This window comes from Macrococcus animalis, assembly GCF_047425875.1.
GTDB lineage: Bacteria > Bacillota > Bacilli > Staphylococcales > Staphylococcaceae > Macrococcoides > Macrococcoides animalis.
In genome coordinates, this window is the sequence record NZ_CP179727.1 from 2,271,234 (window position 1) to 2,290,627 (window position 19,394).

20 protein-coding genes and 1 riboswitch are annotated in these 19,394 nt (G+C 32.7%); of the genes, 18 read left to right on the plus strand and 2 right to left on the minus strand.

The genetic code is table 11. The features are described from left to right. The first annotated feature begins 16 nt into the window (after positions 1-16). The 6 genes from resA to ACMGE9_RS12080 all read left to right on the plus strand — a co-directional run bounded on the left by resA (position 17) and on the right by ACMGE9_RS12080 (position 6,650). Positions 17-547: a thiol-disulfide oxidoreductase ResA gene (gene resA / locus ACMGE9_RS12055; protein WP_414043010.1), complete on the plus strand. Its 531-nt coding sequence runs from the start codon at positions 17-19 to the stop codon at positions 545-547. 13 nt (positions 548-560) lie between these two features. Further along, positions 561-2,198: a cytochrome c biogenesis protein ResB gene (locus ACMGE9_RS12060; RefSeq protein WP_414043011.1), complete on the plus strand. Its 1,638-nt coding sequence runs from the start codon at positions 561-563 to the stop codon at positions 2,196-2,198. Then, the gene (gene ccsB / locus ACMGE9_RS12065; RefSeq protein ID WP_414043012.1) at positions 2,191-3,399 is read left to right on the plus strand and encodes a c-type cytochrome biogenesis protein CcsB; all 1,209 of its coding nucleotides are present in this window, start codon (positions 2,191-2,193) and stop codon (positions 3,397-3,399) included. The genes ACMGE9_RS12060 and ccsB overlap by 8 nt, the downstream gene beginning before the upstream one ends. Before the next feature lie 18 nt (positions 3,400-3,417). Continuing rightward, entirely contained in the window at positions 3,418-4,125 is a 708-nt protein-coding gene (locus ACMGE9_RS12070) for a response regulator transcription factor (RefSeq protein ID WP_414043013.1), read from the plus strand. Then, positions 4,125-5,873: an ATP-binding protein gene (locus ACMGE9_RS12075; protein WP_414043014.1), complete on the plus strand. Its 1,749-nt coding sequence runs from the start codon at positions 4,125-4,127 to the stop codon at positions 5,871-5,873. Before ACMGE9_RS12070 ends, ACMGE9_RS12075 begins: the two co-directional genes overlap by 1 nt. 36 nt (positions 5,874-5,909) lie before the next feature. After that, positions 5,910-6,027: riboswitch (FMN riboswitch) on the plus strand. A 59-nt stretch (positions 6,028-6,086) separates the two neighbouring features. After that, on the plus strand, positions 6,087-6,650 hold the full coding sequence (locus ACMGE9_RS12080) for an ECF transporter S component (protein ID WP_414043015.1): 564 nt from the start codon (positions 6,087-6,089) through the stop codon (positions 6,648-6,650). Positions 6,651-6,722: 72 nt separating this feature from the next. Here the strand turns inward: ACMGE9_RS12080 and ACMGE9_RS12085 are convergent, their stop codons facing one another. Beyond that, entirely contained in the window at positions 6,723-7,019 is a 297-nt protein-coding gene (locus ACMGE9_RS12085) for a ferredoxin (RefSeq protein ID WP_414043016.1), read from the minus strand. A gap of 23 nt (positions 7,020-7,042) precedes the next feature. Here ACMGE9_RS12085 and ACMGE9_RS12090 point away from each other — a divergent pair, with 23 nt between their 5' ends. The 5 genes from ACMGE9_RS12090 (at position 7,043) to ACMGE9_RS12110 (ending at position 12,535) form a co-directional block, all read left to right on the plus strand. After that, positions 7,043-8,020 carry a helix-turn-helix domain-containing protein gene (locus ACMGE9_RS12090; RefSeq protein ID WP_414043017.1) on the plus strand — a complete coding sequence of 326 codons (978 nt, stop codon included), beginning with the start codon at positions 7,043-7,045 and terminating at the stop codon, positions 8,018-8,020. Next, positions 8,017-9,447 carry a RecQ family ATP-dependent DNA helicase gene (locus ACMGE9_RS12095; protein ID WP_414043018.1) on the plus strand — a complete coding sequence of 477 codons (1,431 nt, stop codon included), beginning with the start codon at positions 8,017-8,019 and terminating at the stop codon, positions 9,445-9,447. Before ACMGE9_RS12090 ends, ACMGE9_RS12095 begins: the two co-directional genes overlap by 4 nt. Before the next feature lie 62 nt (positions 9,448-9,509). Further along, entirely contained in the window at positions 9,510-10,853 is a 1,344-nt protein-coding gene (locus ACMGE9_RS12100; protein WP_414043019.1) for a LysM peptidoglycan-binding domain-containing protein, read from the plus strand. 23 nt (positions 10,854-10,876) lie between these two features. Beyond that, positions 10,877-11,518 (plus strand): HPP family protein, encoded by a 642-nt coding sequence (locus ACMGE9_RS12105; protein WP_414043020.1) that lies wholly within the window; start codon positions 10,877-10,879, stop codon positions 11,516-11,518. Between the two features lie 48 nt (positions 11,519-11,566). Further along, entirely contained in the window at positions 11,567-12,535 is a 969-nt protein-coding gene (locus tag ACMGE9_RS12110; protein ID WP_414043021.1) for a YpdA family putative bacillithiol disulfide reductase, read from the plus strand. Positions 12,536-12,597: 62 nt separating this feature from the next. Here ACMGE9_RS12110 and ACMGE9_RS12115 read toward each other — a convergent pair whose 3' ends face one another. Further along, positions 12,598-13,560, minus strand: a complete 963-nt coding sequence (locus ACMGE9_RS12115; protein ID WP_414043022.1) for an asparaginase — start codon at positions 13,558-13,560, stop codon at positions 12,598-12,600. Positions 13,561-13,636: 76 nt separating this feature from the next. Between ACMGE9_RS12115 and cmk the strand changes: the two genes are divergently transcribed. From cmk to ACMGE9_RS12150, 7 genes are all read left to right on the plus strand, one after another. Then, entirely contained in the window at positions 13,637-14,290 is a 654-nt protein-coding gene (gene cmk / locus ACMGE9_RS12120; protein ID WP_414043023.1) for a (d)CMP kinase, read from the plus strand. 84 nt (positions 14,291-14,374) lie between these two features. Then, on the plus strand, positions 14,375-15,535 hold the full coding sequence (gene rpsA / locus ACMGE9_RS12125; RefSeq protein WP_414043024.1) for a 30S ribosomal protein S1: 1,161 nt from the start codon (positions 14,375-14,377) through the stop codon (positions 15,533-15,535). A 128-nt stretch (positions 15,536-15,663) separates the two neighbouring features. Next, the gene (der, locus tag ACMGE9_RS12130; protein WP_414043025.1) at positions 15,664-16,974 is read left to right on the plus strand and encodes a ribosome biogenesis GTPase Der; all 1,311 of its coding nucleotides are present in this window, start codon (positions 15,664-15,666) and stop codon (positions 16,972-16,974) included. Between the two features lie 13 nt (positions 16,975-16,987). After that, positions 16,988-17,986 (plus strand): NAD(P)H-dependent glycerol-3-phosphate dehydrogenase, encoded by a 999-nt coding sequence (locus ACMGE9_RS12135; protein WP_414043026.1) that lies wholly within the window; start codon positions 16,988-16,990, stop codon positions 17,984-17,986. 9 nt (positions 17,987-17,995) lie between these two features. After that, complete coding sequence (locus tag ACMGE9_RS12140) at positions 17,996-18,202, plus strand: DUF2768 domain-containing protein (protein WP_414043027.1); 207 nt, start codon at positions 17,996-17,998, stop codon at positions 18,200-18,202. Then, the gene (locus ACMGE9_RS12145; protein WP_414043028.1) at positions 18,195-18,908 is read left to right on the plus strand and encodes a hypothetical protein; all 714 of its coding nucleotides are present in this window, start codon (positions 18,195-18,197) and stop codon (positions 18,906-18,908) included. Before ACMGE9_RS12140 ends, ACMGE9_RS12145 begins: the two co-directional genes overlap by 8 nt. Before the next feature lie 119 nt (positions 18,909-19,027). Beyond that, positions 19,028-19,300, plus strand: coding sequence for an HU family DNA-binding protein (locus ACMGE9_RS12150; RefSeq protein ID WP_096076444.1), 273 nt, complete (start codon positions 19,028-19,030; stop codon positions 19,298-19,300). The last annotated feature ends 94 nt before the right edge of the window (positions 19,301-19,394 follow it).

A 19,394-nucleotide genomic window follows, 5' to 3' on the forward strand; every position in this document is an offset into this window, starting at 1 on the left:
AGAGAAGGGGTTAAACATGGCGAAAAATCAAAAAACAATTATTCAATACATTGTGACTTTCCTCATACTTCTGGCAATTTTATTCATCATATATGTATCAGTTGTTAAAGATGGTGAAAAAGTTGTGAAAATAGGAGATGAGGCACCTGTATTTGAATTAAAAACTTTAGATGGGGACAAAGTAAATTTAAAAGATTATCTGGGTAAAGGTGTTGTTCTTAATTTCTGGGGAACATGGTGTGAACCTTGTCTAGAAGAAATGCCAGATTTAAATCGAGCACATAATGCATATAAAAATCAAGGTGTAGAAGTCTTAACAATTCACGTTAAAGATAGTCCTCAGCAAATAAAACAATTCTTCAGTGCTTTAGATGAAGAGGTGAAGTTATCCGTTGGATTGGATAATGGTGATGTTATGGAAGCTTATAATGCAAATGATTTACCTAATACATACATCATTGATAAAGACGGAAAGATAAAAGCACATCATAAAGGACAAATGTCGAAAGAAGACATTCAGAAATACATGGAAATGGTTAAGCCATAAAAGGGGGATAACAATGCAAGATCAACCAATCAAATGTCAATGTGGTCATGTTAACCCTCCTGGAACACAACTTTGTCAAAACTGTGGGCGATTAATTAATGACAATTATGATAAAAAGAAAACGACAGATGTAATGAGGTACGATGGCCAAGCAGTGCGTAGTAAAACAAAAAATCGAACGATTTTAGACAAGATTTGGATTTTCTTTAGTTCTGTTAAAACAGGCGTGACATTGCTAATATTAACCGTTCTAGCTTCTGCACTTGGCACCATGTTTCCACAAGAATACTTTATTCCTGTTGGTGAAGATCCTACAACATTCTACAAAGAAAAGTATGGAACACTAGGATATTTATATAATAAACTTGGACTTGATAATTTATATACTTCATGGTGGTATTTAATTTTACTCGCTCTTGTTGCATTCTCAATAATTGCAGCAAGTATTGACCGTGGTTTACCGTTACATAAATCCTTGACACGTCAAACGGTTAAGAAACATCCAACGTACTTTAAACGACAACGATTAACACTAGATCTACCAACGACAGTGGATCAAGAAAAGCTTATTAAAGATTTACAAAGTAAAAAATATAAAGTTAAAACGGACGGCACTGCAATATTAGCTGAAAAAGGACGCTTAAGTCGTTATGGCCCCTACATTAATCATACTGGATTAATCATACTATTAGCGGGGGCAATGCTCCGATTTTTACCAGCTTTATATGTAGATGAATTTGTAGGTGTTTCAGAAGGTGAAACGAAGAGTATACCAGGCACTGAAAATACCTATTATATCAAGAATAATAAATTTATCTTTGAACAATACGATGAAGAGTCCATTTCAAATGTAAATGGTAAAGCAGCTGATTCTAGAATGAATAAAATTGCTAAAAATTATGAGTCACAAGTGACAATATTTGAGAACAAAGCAGACAAAACTGTGGTTGGTGCAGCTCCGAAACTTGAAAAAATTAAAGATGATAGTGTAAAAGTAAACCATCCGGTTAAGTTTTCAAATTTCGCTTTATATCAAAACAGTTTTGATCAATCACAATTAAAAACGATGACATTCAAAGTTGAAGATGTTAAAACGGGAAAAGTCATTGGTAAAACCTTTGAAGTATCACTTGATAATCCAGGTAAAATATTTAAAGTTACTGATAATTTAATAGTTAGTTTAAAAAACTACGCGCCAGACTTTAATGGTATCGCAAAAAATGGTACATTACTGACAAGTTCACCCATTCCAAACAATCCTGCGTTTGTGTTTGGTGTAGAAAACAAAGATAGTAAACCGGAATATAGTTTACTAAAAATACGTTCTTCTCAAGATATTACAAAAGATAACAAATTCGCCGTAAAATTTGTAAGCGCAACGAATAAAACAACAACGTACTTAACAGTGAAAAAAGATTTAACATTACCAATATTATTTGTCGGTTTTTCAATCTTCTTATTAGGATTAGCAATTGGTTCATATATAAATCATCGCCGAATATGGATTGAAACGAAAGATGGATTTAAATTAGCTGCCCATACGAATAAGAATTATTTCGGATTATCGAAAGAAATTAATAGTGTATTAACAGATAATAATTTACCAGAAGTAAATGATAAGTATGTGGATACGGAGGAAGAAAATGAATAGTGAAGCTTTATTAAATATCAGTAGTACTTCATTGTATGCTGCATTTATATTATATTTAATTGCAATATTACCATTCTCAGCGAGTATTAAAGCAAAGTCAAAAAAAAGTGAAAAAATTGCTGTGACATTAACAATTATCGGTTTCGTAATGCAACTTGTATATTTCGTTACACGTTGGATGGCAGCAGGGCATGCTCCTGTAAGTAACATGTATGAATTTTTAACGATGTTTGGAATTATGATGGTTGGTGGTTTCTTAGTATTGTACTTTATCTATCGCACACCAATTCTAGCTTTATTCTCATTACCAATTGCCATGCTTGTGATAGTTTATGCCAGTATGTTTTCAAGAGATGTGTCACCATTAATTCCAGCTTTACAAAGTAACTGGTTAGCGATTCACGTTATTACAGTTACGATTAGTTATGGTATATTATCAGTGAGTTCAGTTGCTGGATTAATTTACTTACTACGTTATGTCGATGCAAATGAGAAATCTAAGGATGCATTTTGGTTAGAAGTCGTGATGTATTTCATGATACTAGTTGTAGCATTTATTTTAACAACAATAGTAATGAAAGGTATTGTGGATTACAAGGAAGATTATTATTATTTTGATAAAAATGATGTAGAAACAGTTGCAGAATATCATTTGCCTGGATTGGTCACATTTAAAGATAGTAAACCTGTAGTTAAAGTAACGGGTACGAAAAACGATTATAAAGAAGTAAAACGTTTTAGTACAGGTATTGAATTACCACCAGTTATAAATGCTCAAAAGTTAAATACTGTTCTTTGGTCAATTATTATTGGCACAATGTTATATGGACTGTTAAGATTAGTATTAAGAAAATCAATATTTGCAGTTGTAAAACCATTAACGAACAAAGTATCACTTCAATTAATGGATGAGATTTGTTACCGTTCAGTGATTATCGGATTCCCGTTATTTGCTTTAGGTGGTTTATTGTTTGCAAGTATTTGGGCACAAATTGCTTGGAGTAGATTCTGGGGATGGGATCCTAAAGAAGTGTGGGCTTTAATTACATTCTTGTTCTATGCTATCTTCTTACATTTACGTTTAGGAAGAGGTTGGGAAGGTAAGAAAAGTGCATGGTTAGCAGTGGTTGGAATGGCGATTATTTTATTTAACGTTATCGCAGTTAACTTAATCATTGCAGGTCTACATTCATACGCATAATACAAAGGAGTAATGAACATGAAAAATACGATTTTAATCGTTGATGATGAAGATAGAATCAGAAAACTCGCTAAGATGTATTTAGAGCGTGAAGGTTTTGAAACAGTTGAAGCGAGTGATGGCGAGTCGGCATTAGAATTAGCACTTAATCAAAACTTTCAATGTATTTTATTAGATATTATGTTACCGGGTATGGACGGCATTGAAGTATGCAAAAAGATTCGTGAAGAAAAGACGACCCCAATTATTATGTTAACAGCAAAAGGCGAAGAACATAATCGTGTTGAAGGATTTGAAATTGGTGCAGACGATTATATCGTGAAACCATTTTCGCCACGTGAAGTCGTCTTGCGAGTTAAAGCAATCCTAAGACGTGCACAACCCACTATGTACTTAAAGCAAGATGCACATGCAAAAGATTTAATTGTATTTGATTCTCTAGTCATTGATAATGATGCGCATCGTGTAATGGCAGAAAATCAAGAAGTAAATTTAACACCGAAAGAATATGAATTATTATTATTCTTAGCTAAGAGTCCAGATAAAGTGTTTGATCGTGAGCAATTATTAAAGGATGTGTGGCATTACGAATTTTATGGTGATTTACGTACTGTAGACACACATGTAAAGCGTTTACGTGAAAAATTAAATAAAGTTTCTCCAAAAGCTGCTGATATGATACATACCGTATGGGGTGTGGGTTATAAGTTTGAGGTGAAAGAATAGTGCGCTATTTCAATAGCGTCGTAATTAAACTGTGGTTGACTATATTATTTATAGTTACTGCAGTTTTAATTATATTATCAGTGTCTTTAATAGGTTTCTTTAATTCATATTTAAAAAGCGAGTCGGGTCATGCTTTAAAGCAGCAAGCAGAGAAAGCCGAACTCGTACTAACAAGTCATCATAATAAAAGTGATGCCTTGACATATGTTAAAGAACTAATTGAAAATCCAGCTGGCCTGATTATCGTTCAAAATAAAAAAGAGCTGACAATCGAAAATGAGGATCCGTTAAAACAAATTATGTTAGACGAAATCAAAACCAATAAAGAATATATGAATGTATTTGAAAAAGACAAATATGTTGTTAAAGATATTAAAGTTGATTATCAAGGTGTGAAACATGAATACATACTTATTGGTTATCCGTCCCAAGCATTTAACACAAAAGACAGTGGTATATTTATTTATCAAGATACAAATTCAATGGATGATGCTCAAAACTATATAACGTTTATCATTTTTATTGTGGCTATGTTACTGTTAGTACTTTCAACAATTTTTGCATTTTTCTTGTCAAATAAAATCACAAAACCATTATTGCATTTAAAGTCAGCCGCTTTTAAATTAGCACGTGGTGAACGTAATAATAAAGTAGCTGTATATTCTCGAGATGAAATTGGAGAACTTGCCCTTGCATTTAATAAAATGGAGCAAGAAATATCTCTTAATATCAATAAAATCTCTCAAGAGCGTAATTTAAGAGACCGCCTTATTAATGCGATGGAAGACGGTGTATTAAGCTTTAATATGGATTTAGAGAAACAGTTACAAAACCCAATGGCAGATAAATTTTTAGATGAGATTTCTCAAGAAGATACAGATGTATTAAGTGAATTAGTTAATCAAGTGATGCAGTCAGATGAGACTGTATATCATGAAATTTCAACCATTGATAAGCATTACGTTTTAATTATCTCACCTGTCAAGAACCCTACACGAGGACAAAATAATGGTGCAGTTGCTATTATTCGCGATATGAGTGAAGAGAAAAAGATTGATAACATGAAACAACAATTTATCGCTAATGTCTCACATGAACTTAGAACGCCAATTCAAATGTTGCAGGGATACACCGAAGCAATATTGGATGGTATTGTACAAGAAAAAGAAGAAGTCGATGAATTCTTGAATATAATATTAGATGAATCAAAACGTTTAAATCGATTAGTAAATGAACTAATTAACGTAGCACGTATAGACTCAGGAGAATCAGTTTTAAATAAAGAACAGCTAGATATTACATCATTAATTGAGAAGAACGTACAAAACTTTAAGCAAAGTGCACAAGAACACGAAACTGAATTAGTCTTAGATTTACAGCATACGAAAAAAGCAGCGATTGATTATGATAAAATATTTCAAGTGCTTACGAATCTATTAGATAATGCAATGCGTTATACAAAAAAAGGTGATTGTATTACTATCACTACGTATAATGATGAAAGTAATCTATATATCGCATTAAAAGATACAGGTGTTGGTATTGCAAAAGAACACGTTAATCATATATTTGATCGTTTCTATAAAGTTGATCAAGCCCGAACTCGGGGAAAACATGGCACAGGCCTAGGTTTATTTATCGTGAAATCCATAATTGAAAGTCACAGTGGACAGATTCTCGTGGAAAGTGAAGAAGGTGTGGGCACAACTTTTAAAATATCGATTCCTTTAGTTGACACAGATTTGTAGTTTGATAAAATAACTTATGGCTAATGCCAAATAAAAATTCATCTTCGGGGTCGGTGAAATTCCGAGCCGGCGGTAAAAGCCCGCGACCTGTGAAAACAGCTGATTTGGTGGAATTCCAAAGCCGACAGTACAGTCTGGATGGGAGAAGATGGAGGTCAGAGTTTCGTCAAGTTTATTTGTCCTCCTGATTCAAAGATGAAGTAAGGAGAAAGTATGACACAAATGAATAAGACGAGAAGGCTGATACTCATCAGTTTATTAAGTGCGATTGCATTTATACTGATGTTTCTTAAAGTACCAGTGCCTTTCTTACCACCCTATTTAACAATTGATATTAGTGATTTACCTGCAATTATTGCTTTATTTACAGTAGGACCAGTTGGAGCGATATTAGTAGAATTCATCAAGAATGTATTGAATTTTGCAATGAATATGTCAGATCCAATAGGTCCTATCGCAAACTTTTTAGCAGGCGCATCGTTTATTTTAACGTTATTTTTAATAACGAAAGGTAAATTTAATAATATTTTATTAAGTTTCGGATTAGCAACGATTGTTATGACGATTGTGATGAGTATTATGAATTACTTTGTATTACTACCTATGTACGGTATGATTATGAATTTAAGTGATGTAGTAAAAAATGTACAAGTAATTGTCACTGCTGGAATCATACCATTTAACGTAATTAAAGGTGCATTGCTTACATTATTGTTCTTTATTGTGGTTAAACGATTAGTTCCGATATTAAATAAGCAAGTGAAATCTAACCAATAGTTCAATTTAAAATAAACTTGACGAAAAAAGCTTGAAGTCCATGGACTTCAAGCTTTTTTGTGTAACAGTCAATTATTCAAATTTTAATGCATCACCATCAAATGACTCATCTGCAACTTTAATTGAATCTGTTGGACAACCTTCGAAAGCATCAATCATATCTTCTTCTAATTCTTCTGGTATCTCTTGTGTCCCTTTGTTATCGTCTAAAATAACATAAGCAATACCTTCATCATCATAATCATATATATCAGGTGCAGCTGCGCCACAAGCACCACAAGCAATACATGTATCCATATCAACAATTGTATATTTACCTGCCAAATTTTTTCGCCTCCTCAAACATTCATGATACACTATAAATAACATACATAACCATTTTAGAGATAGTTATGACCTTTTTCAACAAAAATATTTCAGGTGATAAAATGAAAACGATTAATCGATACATCAATTCAAAATTTTTACATGACAAATCAACGAAAAGTTTGTGGAAATTATTAAATGGTATGAGAACTCAGCAAACTTATTTTGATGCGCTGATGCAAGATTTATTACCTGTCTATGAGTTATATCCGAAAGTTTCTTTGCAAACTGTTGAAAAATTAGTATTACACAATCGAAATGATACTGATAACATTCAATTATATCCATATTTTTATTATGCGAGTGAAGTTAGTTTTGTGAGTTTAACATTACTTCTTCAAACGGTTTCTGAATACTTACATGATGCCACAGAATATATTCCTTGTACGAATCGCTTGTTTATTCAGCAACACATCAAACAATTATTTCTACAAATGAAACAGCAGAATCGGTTCTTAGAACTTGCAAAAGAAGTTGATGAATTAACACAATCTATCGAAAAAGAAGTAGGGTCTTGCTACTTCATTCATTTATTAAATGGACATCATATCACACCAACCAGTATTGAAACTATATCTCGACAATTCGAACAACCAATAGATATGATTCAAACACAATTGTTTATTGAAAAAAATTATATTATACATGCCATGAAATCAGGACAATATGATTTATTGCGACAGCTATACGTACGTGCACCACTTCATGTGAATACTAATGATACATATCAACGATTGTTGAATGGTAATACATTAGATATGATACAAGCAAAGAAAGGTGTACGTGTTCATACAATCCAAGATCATGTGATAGAAATTATGATAAAAGATTATCCGCTAAATATTGATGCCTTTTTATCTATTGAAGAATATAATTCTATTGAACCAATTCTAAGAAATAATCAATTTGGTAAGTTAAAATCATATTTTGAATTATCACCAGTAAAAGATTATTTTAAACTTAAAATTGCAATAGTAAAATACAAAATGGAGCAATACAAATGAGAACTATTGAAACAGTATTACAAGACATTTTTAATTTAAAAGCATTACGACAAAATCAAGTTGAAATTGTCCACAAAATTATGGATGGGGAAGACGTACTTGTATTATTACCGACTGGTGCTGGCAAATCATTAACCTTTCAGCTGCCCATGGTAGTACAAAATAAAAAAACAATTGTTATCTCACCCTTAATTGCATTAATGGAAGATCAAGTAATGCAATTGAAAATTAAGAAAATTAAAGCGTGTTGTATTCATAGTTACCTTGATTTAGAAGATAGACAATTAATATTGTCTCAAATTGATCAATTCGATTTTATTTATTGTTCTCCTGAATGGCTCGCTACAAATGGAATGGAATATTTGAAAAATTATCCTTGTGAAGCAATTGTAATAGATGAAGCACACTGCATTTCAGAATGGGGATTTGAATTCAGACCGCATTATTTGTGTATTGATGAAGTCATAACTTATTTTAATGCACAAGTGATTGCACTAACTGCCACTGCAAACACTCAGATAATTGCAGATATTCAAGAAGTGGTGAAAAAAGATCTCGTCATTTTAGATTTTTTAACTGAAAGAGATAATATTTTTTTATCTGTTGTTAAAATTGAATCTGATAATGACAAATTCGATTTTATTATAGATACTTTAAAGACATCTGGTCCTACAGTGATTTATTTTTCATCTAAAAAGCAAGTGGAGGCAGTTTATGAAGCATTGTTATCACATCATATCCTTGCGGAACGTTATCATGCTGATATGACATATGAGAATCGTATGTCAGTACAACAACGATATATGCAGGATGAGATACAAGTTATTTGTGCAACGAATGCATTCGGTATGGGTGTTAATAAATCAAATATACGTACAGTGATTCATTATCATATGCCAAAATCGATTTTTCAATTTATACAAGAGATTGGACGAGGAGGTCGTGATGGAAAACTTTGTCAATCAATTTTATTATATAAACAAAACGACGAACAATTATCTTATCGATTAAATGAAATGAATGAATTATTAATTGAAGAGATTGACTTATTTTATAAGGGGGTACAGTTACCCGAAGAAAAACATTTACTAATGAATATATTGTCTAAAAAATATAATCAAAATATTATAGTTCAAAAGATTAAACAACATCAAAATTTGAAAAGACAATCGACAGCGATGATGTTGGAATATATTCAAGAAAAAAGTTGTTTGAATGATTGTATAAATAGATTTAACCAAAACACCTATAATACTGAGTTTAAAAACCATTTAACAATTAGAAAAAATCATAATTTAAGAAAATGTTGTATGTCGTGTAACGATATATATACCATCAGTTTTGAACAAGTTAATTATGATGTTCAAAAAAAGTTCAAGAAAACGCTACTAAACCAGTTGTTTAATGATTTATATGACTTTACTTAAACAACATATTTTGTCTATAATAAATATGTATTTATAAAATTTTAATTAAGTGGGTGGATATTGTGTCTAGAGATAATTTCAAAGATGAATTCGAAAAGAGTAAACAAAAAGTTGAACGCGAAAGACAAGAAGCAATCGATCGTAATCAAACAGCTGAAGATGAAACAATTTCTGATGATAAAGTAAATGATTCAAAAATGAGTCAAGAAGATTCAAATGAAATCTTTCCACCTCGTGGCGCATCTAGAAGAAATCGTTCACAAGAACGTAAAAATCGTGAAAAAACACCTCTAGAGAATGAGAGCGTAACATACGAAGGTAAAGACAATATTCAAAAGGTTCAAACAAAAGAAGAAGCGATAAAAGAGAATAAAAAACGTGACCGTTCAATTATTGCTTCTGCTACAGGTGTTGGTGGTAGTGTTGTTGGCAATGTCGCAACTAATAAAAAAGGTATTCACGGTAATTCTAATGAAAATAATATTAACCCGAACCATACAAAAACAACAGCAAAAAATGATACATTAGTAGATCGTGATAAATACACTACTGAACAACCAAAGAAAAACCAAAAGAAAAAAGCAGCTGTTGGAGCTGGTGCGGTTGTTGGTGCTAGTGCTTCTAAAACTAACACTGCAAATGCAGCGAATAATAAAGTTCAACACGAATCACCTAAAGAAAAAAAGGAAGATAATGGTGGTGGTATGAAGAAATTCTTACCTTTTTTAGCAGCAATATTATTATTAGTTCCGATTATTTTATTGTTAAGCAATTGGATTAATAACCAAGATGAAGGAAAACCAAAAAATGAAGAAGTAGTTGTAAACGAAGGTAAAACAGCATCTGAGAAGAAAGCAGATAAAGAAAAGGCAGATAAAGAAAAAGCAGATAAAGAAAAAGCGGATAAAGAAAAAGCGGATAAAGAGTCAGAAAAAGCGACTGCTGATAATGAAGAAAAAGAAAGTGATAAGTCAGCCACTAAAGATGATAAAGTAGCAACAACAGACGGTACAAATTCTGAAAATACTTCAGATTCAAATGCATCAGACCAAAATAATGGTTCAACAAATAATGAAACAGCAGGAACAAACGCTGCAAATGCAAATAATGCATCAGACGGAACGACTACAAATGGTGCAAATGATGTGAATGGAAATGATGGTGCTAATACACAATCAAATTCGAACAGCAATTCTAATGCTAGTAACTCAAACAATGATTCAAATGCGTCTTCATCTTCAAATGGTGGAGGATCTCATGTTGTAGGTACGAAAGAAAACTTATACCGTATCGCAATTAAATACTATGGTAGTGGCTCACCTGAGAATGTTGAAAAAATTAGAAAAGCTAATGGCATTTCTGGTAACAATGTTTCTACAGGTCAAACATTAGTAATTCCAAAATAATTAAATACTAAGGGGATGGATTTATGTACCTAAAAACGATAATGATACCGAAAGAAAAATGTTATGTGGCTAATCCAAATGATACTGTAAAAAGTGTATTAGATAAATTAGAACATCATGGTATTGATGGTATGCCTGTTGTAGAAGAAGGAAAATATCTTGGTACTGCAACTAAATATAGTATATTCAGACATTTCTTCTTCATGAAAACACCGAAGTTAAGAGAAGATTTTGTTACAACCACAAAAATTGGGGATATCTTAACATTAGATGAATACAGTGTGAATGATGATACGTTCTTCGAAGAGTCATTCTTAACATTACAAGATTTCCCGATTCTAAGCATCATTAACGAGCGCAAAGAGTTTTTAGGGGTTGTTACACGTTATGATGTAATGGATCAATTTAAATCAGCATTTGGGATGAGTAAACCAGGTGTTCGTATCGCAATTACTTCAATAGAAGCTGAGGGACGTATCAAGCGATTAGCATCTGCTCTTTCAAAATTTAAATTAAACGCAATTTCATTTGTGACGTTTGATGAAACAGATAAAATGCATCGAAGAATGATCGTTAAAGTAGAAAATCATAAAAATATTAAGAAATTCACAAAATACTTAAAACAAAATGGTTTTAAAGTATTAGATATTCAAGAAGATAATTAATAACAGGGGACTCTAGTTGGAGTCTCTTTTTTGCGGAAGGTGATTATTATGTTTAAAGTAGAAAGTATTATTATAGGAGCTGGTCCGTGTGGCCTATCTGCAAGTATTGAACAAAAAAAAGCAGGTGTAGAAAACATTATCATTGAAAAAGGGAATGTGGTTGAAGCAATTTATAATTATCCTACACACCAAACGTTTTTCTCTACCAGTGAAAAACTGGGCATTGGTGATGTACCGTTTATCGTTGAAGAGCATAAACCGAAGCGAAATCAAGCGTTAGTTTATTACCGTGCAGTTGTAAAACATCATAATTTAACAATTCATTCGAATGAGGAAGTCGTCAAGGTAGAGAAGATTGATGATTCATTTATAGTAAATACAAGTAAACAAAATTATGAATGTAAGTATTTAACTGTAGCAACGGGTTATTACGGTCACCCTAATACATTAGATGTACCGGGGAGTGAACTTCCGAAAGTCCATCATTATTTTAAAGAGGCACATCCATACTTTGATAAAGATGTTGTTATCATAGGCGGAAAGAATTCGGCGATTGATGCTGCAATTGAATTAGAAAAAGCAGGTGCGCGTGTCACAGCAGTGTACCGAGGAAGCTCTTATTCTAAGAGTGTAAAACCGTGGATTTTACCGCTATATACGTCATTGGTGAATCATGAAAAGATAAAACTTCATTTTGAAAGTGAAGTTATAAATATCGATGAAGAAACTGTTACAATTAAAACATTAAATGGCGAAGAAAAAATAAAAAATGATGCTGTTTTTGCGATGATCGGATATCACCCCGACTATACGTTTTTAGAGTCGATGGGTATAGAGCTCATAACGAATGAATATGGTACAGCTCCATATTTTAACAGTGAGACAATGGAAACAAATGTCGCTAATCTATATATTGCAGGTGTGATTGCAGCAGGTAATGATGCAAATACCATTTTCATTGAGAATGGTAAATTCCATGGTGGGATGATTGCAGAAGATATAATGAGTAAAAGATAGAAATAAATCGAAAATACCGAGTTTGGTATTTTCGATTTATTATTTTATATATCACTTAATTGTTATTTACTAAAGTACTCATTAATTTCTTCCACAGTTAAATTGTTACTTAAAGCAATAAGGAGTTTCAGCCTGGCTTTCTGTCCATTTAAGCCATTCGAAAATATGAGTCCCATTTCTTTTAATTCATAACCACCACCTTCATAGTGATAGGTATTGCTCGCTATCCCATTAAAGCAACGTGATACAAGTACAACGGGAATTTTTGAGTCAATCAATTTATTAATACCAGTCAAGCTAGAAGGTGGTAAATTCCCTTGACCGAGCGCTTCAATTACTAAACCATCATATTTATGTTCTACAAAGAATGTTAGTAATGCCTCATCCAAATCACTGTGAGCTTTTATTAATCCTACTTTCTTCGTCTCATCTACTTTGACAAGAGGATGATTTAAGATGGGTAGGTGATGGAAGTAAACATTATTTTTTGTCACGATGCCTAAAGGACCATAGTTAGGGCTTTGGAAAGTACTTGTATTTGATGTATGCGTTTTTGTTACATTTGTTGCACTATGAATTTCATCATTAAACACGACCAGTACACCTTTATTTTGACTGGCTTCACTACATGCAACTTTAATTGCCGCAATATAGTTGTATAAACCATCTGATCCAATTTCATTAGAAGAACGCATGGCACCTGTTAGGATAACAGGAATACTTACATTCAATGTTAAATCTAAGAAATATGCTGTTTCTTCTAATGTATCTGTTCCATGTGTAATAACGATGCCGTCGTAGTTTTCGCTATAAATTTCTTGGATGATTTGTTTACGTAATTCATTCATATGGTGTATTGTGATGTGAGGAGATGGCACTTGGAATGGGTGTTTTTCAGTAATATTAGCGAGTGAATCTAATTGAATGTTCGACATTGGATTCACTGCATTTGTTGTTACAAATCCTTCTTCATTTTCTGACATACTGATTGTACCGCCAGTATGCATAACTAGAATAGTTTTCATTTTTTATCCTCCAAATATACAACGTATTACTACTATGATAAAATAATTAAGATTAAACGACAAGGTAGGGAAATATATGAAAAAATTTAATATAGCAATAGATGGTCCAGCAGCTGCAGGAAAGAGTACAATAGCTAAACTTGTTGCAGCTGAACTTGGCATGATATATGTGGATACAGGTGCGATGTATCGTGCCATTACACTAGCACATTTATTACAACCCAAAGTAGATTTTGAAACATTGGTTCAAAAAATTGATTTAAAGATTGTAAATGAAAATGGTCAAAAAATTTTTTTAAATGGTGAGGATGTTTCTGAACGTATTCGCGAAAATGATATCACGTTAAATGTAAGCCATGTTGCTAGTCAAAAAGTTGTACGTGAAAAATTAGTAGGTATCCAACAAGAAATGACTATAGCAAAAGGTATTGTAATGGATGGTCGTGATATAGGTACTTATGTTATTCCTGATGCAGAACTGAAAATATATATGATAGCTTCTGTTACTGAACGTGCCGAAAGAAGATTGTTAGATAATCAGCAACGTGGGATTGAAGCAAACTTTGAGGATTTAATGAAAGATATTGAACGTCGTGATTATATTGATATGACTCGTGAAATCTCACCTTTAGTAAAAGCACAAGATGCGATTGAAATAGATACGACAGGTATGACTATTGAAGAAGTTAAGAATGAAATTATACAATTAGCGAATAAAATAATCGCTTAAGTAAAGCGAATTTCTTGACTTTATCGACGATTTATAAGAAGTTTATTATAAGCATTAAGATGTTAACTTTGAGGAGGAGCCCTAATGACAGAAGAATTTAACGAAAATATGATTTTAGAAATTAATGAAGGTGACAAAGTAAAAGGCACTGTTCAATCAATTGAAGAGAAACATGTGGTATTACAATTAGAAGGTGCTAAATATGATGGTATCATCCCAATTAGCCAATTATCTAGCTTACGTGTTGAAAATGCAGAAGACGTAGTTAAAGTTGGCGATGAGATTGAAGCATATGTGACTAAGGTTGAAGATAAAGAAGAAGATGGACACTATATTTTGTCTAAGCGTAAATTAGATGAATCAGAGTCATTTGAATCTCTACAACAAAAATTCGAAAATGGTGAAACGATTGAAGCTGAAGTTAAAGAAGCTGTTAAAGGTGGATTAGTGGTAGATGTTGGATTACGTGGATTCATTCCTGCTTCTTTAATTTCGACTAGTTATATTGAGGATTTCTCTAACTATGTTGGAAAAGTTTTAACTTTAAAAATTGAAGAGTTAGATCAAGAAAAAAATCGTGTAATCTTAAACCATAAAGTAATTGAAGCTGAAGAAAATAAAGTTGTGAAAGCAAAACGCTTAGAAACTTTAGAAGTTGGCGCAGTTGTTGAAGGTGAAGTATTACGAATGACGAATTTTGGTGCATTCGTTGATATTGGTGATGTGGATGGTTTAGTACACATTTCTCAAATTACACATGACCATATTGATAAAGTTGAAGATGCTTTATCTGTTGGTGATAAAGTTAAAGTGAAAATCTTAAGTGTTGATCCTGAGAATGAACGTGTATCACTGTCTATCAAAGCAGCACTACCTGGACCTTTTGAAACTATAGAAGAGAAATTCAAAGTGGGAGACGTTGTTGAAGGTGAAGTTATGCGTCTAGCTAACTTTGGTGCATTTGTTGAAATTGAAAAAGGTTTACAAGGTTTAGTTCATATTTCTCAAATTAGCCATGATCACATTGGTAGCCCAAGTGAAGTATTAGAAGCAGGTCAAAAAGTTAAAGTTAAGATTTTAGATATTAACAAAGATGAAAAACGAATTGGCTTATCAATTAAAGCTACCGAAGAGCAAGGTGAAGAATTCGATACATCATATTTAAATAATCAAACAACGACTGATGAAGATGCACCAACTTTAGGTGATGTATTCGGAGATAAATTCAAAAATTTAAATTTATAATATATAATAAAAAAATGTCGATATGTACTCATCGTTACGATGTGTATTTATCGGCATTTTTTTAAAATTTGATTAAAGTACTTTCTGTGTTAAAATAGTAAAGATATTATTTGAGAGGAAGAACAAAATTGACAAAACCAACAATAGCGATTGTAGGCCGTGCGAATGTCGGCAAATCTACAATCTTTAATAGAATTATAGGAGAGCGTATATCAATCGTTGAAGATACGCCGGGGATTACGAGAGATAGAATTTATTCTAGTGGTGAATGGTTAACACATGAATTCAACATTATTGATACAGGTGGTATTGAGCTTGGAGACGAACCATTCCAAGAACAAATACGTGCACAAGCTGAGATTGCGATTGATGAGGCAGATGTTATCATATTTATGGTGAATGGAAGAGACGGTATAACAATTGAAGATGAATTTGTTGCTAAGTTATTATTTAAATCTAGTAAACCAATTGTTTTAGCTGTTAATAAAATCGATAATCCTGAGATGCGAACAGATATTTATGAGTTTTATTCTTTAGGATTTGGAGAACCGTTCCCGATTTCTGGATCTCACGGTCTAGGTATTGGAGATTTGTTAGATGAAGCTAGTAAACATTTTCCAGAACAACCAGAAGAAGATTATGACGACAATGTTATTAAATTTTCATTAATTGGTCGACCAAATGTAGGGAAATCAAGTTTGATAAATGCTATTTTAGGTGAAGAGCGAGTTATCGTATCTCCTATAGCTGGTACAACACGTGATGCAATCGATACCGTTTATACATTTGAGGATCAAGAATACGTTATGATTGATACTGCAGGGATGCGTAAAAAAGGTAAAGTATACGAAACGACAGAACGTTATTCTGTATTACGTGCATTAAAAGCGATTGAACGTTCAAATGTGGTATTAGTTGTACTTGATGCGGACACCGGTATTATCGAGCAAGATAAGAAGATTGCTGGATACGCTCATGAAGCAGGAAAAGCAGTTGTTATTGTTGTCAACAAGTGGGACACTGTTGAAAAAGACTCTAAAACGATGAAAAAATTTGAAGATAAAGTTCGTGAAAATTTCCAATTTTTAGATTACGCACGTATTGCTTTCGTCTCAGCATTAGAAGGAAAGCGTTTAAAAACGTTATTCCCATTTATTAATGAAGCAGGTGAAAACCATCGTAAACGTGTTCAAAGCAGTACTTTAAATGAAGTTGTTACTGATGCAGTGGCAATGAACCCAACGCCTACACATAATGGTAGCCGTTTAAATATATTCTATTCTACACAAGTTGCAATCGAACCACCTACATTTGTTGTGTTTGTTAATGATGTGGAGATGATGCATTTTTCTTATAAACGTTTCTTAGAAAATAGAATAAGAGCAGCATTTGGTTTTGAGGGCTCACCTGTTCATATTATTGCCCGTAAACGAAATTAAGGAGTGGTGAATTATGACAAATGTTTCTGTAATTGGTACAGGTAGTTGGGGTACCGCATTATCCAATGTCCTTGCTGATAATGGACATGATTGTTTAATGTGGGGTAAAACTGAAACGACGGTTGAAGAATTAAATCAACAACACACCAATCAAAAATATTTACCTAAAGTACAATTAAACCAAACATTAAAAGCATCGAATGATATAGCAAAGGTTGTTCATCATGCAGATATATTAATATTGGCTGTACCAACTAAAGCCATTCGTTCAGTGACTAAGCAAATTAACGCGGTTTGTAATAATCAAAAAATGATTATTCATGTATCTAAAGGTATAGAACCTTTAACATTTAAACGAATTTCTGAAATGATTGCAGAAGAAATGGATGAGAATAATTTACAAGGCGTGGGTGTATTAAGTGGTCCGAGCCACGCTGAAGAAGTGGCAATCAAACAACCAACTACTGTTGCAGTTGCATCTCATGACTTAAATGTAGCTCGTACAGCGCAAGACTTGTTTATGAACGAGTACTTTAGAGTCTATACTAATGATGATTTAATTGGTGTAGAAATTGGGGGAGCGCTAAAGAATATTATTGCTCTCGCTGCAGGAATTACTGATGGTTTAGGATATGGTGATAATGCTAAGGCTGCTTTAATGACACGTGGTCTTGCTGAAATTACACGATTAGGTACAAAAATGGGTGCTGACCCAATGACATTTTTAGGTCTTGCAGGAATTGGCGATTTAATCGTAACTTGTACATCTGTACATTCTCGTAACTGGAAATGTGGAAACATGCTTGGGCAAGGTGCAACGTTAGACGAAGCACTAGATAAAATGGGTATGGTTGTTGAAGGGGTGCGTACAACTGAGGCAGCTTATGAAATGTCAAAAGCTTTCAAAGTTGAAATGCCGATTACTACAGCGTTATACAAATTATTGTTTGAAGGTTTAGATGTAAACACGGGTGTCATGGAATTGATGAGTCGTGAAAAAAAGAATGAATAGAGGTATATTATGTTCAATATTTCTAAAATGGACTTAATGTGGGTATCATTTTATTCATTAGGGTTGATGTTACTCGCAATGATATTAATTTATGTTGCACGTTTTAAGTTGAAAAATAGAATACTTAATATAATCGTTACAGGTTTAGCCTATATAGCATTGATTTTAAGTGCGTTACTAATGTTTGTAGTATTAGGTGGTTCTAGTCATGGATAAGAAGTTAATTATTTTAATGTTTGTATTAACTTTTGTATTATCAGGATGTATGTATCCAAAAGAAGAATTAGCTCAGAACCAAGTTGCGCCAGTTGACCAATTGAAGATGGTACAAACTGCAGTTGATAGCTTCCAAAAAGACAGTGGCGGTTTATTGCCAATTAAAGAACGAGATATGTCATATGAAATTTATGTGAAACATCCGGTCGATTTCGAAAAGCTAAAACCTAAATATTTATCCCAATTACCCGGAAGTTCATTTGAAATGGGTGGGTACTACCAATATGTCTTAATGGATGTTGAGAAGGATCCAACTGTAAAACTAATTGATTTAAGAACTTCTGAGACATTAAAAGAGTTGCGAATACGTTTAGAAACTAAATCAGATACACTTGCATTGGGTAAGAAAATTGGACCTAATTTATATAAAATTAATCACAAAAAGTATGGGTTAAAACAGTATCCTACTGTGAAGAGCCCATATAGTGGCGAAAGTTTACCAATTTATATTAATGGTGGGAATGAATTTAAAATTGATTACACACTTGATTTAGGTAAAATAATAAATGAGAAAAAATTAAAATTAAAGCCAGGTAGTGATATACGCGAAATTTTATACAAAGATTCGCCAATCCTTCCAGCATATTCAGTACCTTATACCATAAATGAGAAAAATGAGCCAATTTTCAGAACTGTACAGCATTAAATTGAAAAAAATAATCATTTTTGTGTGTAAATCGTTGCAGTGACAACATTTATTATGTTAAAGTCATAACAGAATGATACTTAGTATCATTTACATAACCTTTGGGGAGGTGAATTGACGTGAATAAAACAGACTTAATCAATGCGGTTTCAGAAAGTGCTAATTTAACTAAAAAAGAAGCAGGTTTAGCTGTTGATGCTGTTTTTGAATCAATTCAAAAATCATTATCAAATGGAGAAAAAGTACAATTAATCGGTTTTGGTAACTTTGAAGTTCGTGAACGTGCTGCTCGTAAGGGTCGTAACCCACAAACTGGTAAAGAAATCGATATCCCAGCTAGTAAAGTCCCAGCATTCAAAGCTGGTAAAGCATTAAAAGACGCAGTTAAATAATTGTGTTTATAAAAAGCCCGTTATGGGCTTTTTATTTTTGTTTGAATCAGCTTAATACTGTTTAATTTTTAAGATATTAAGTTATAATAGTAAA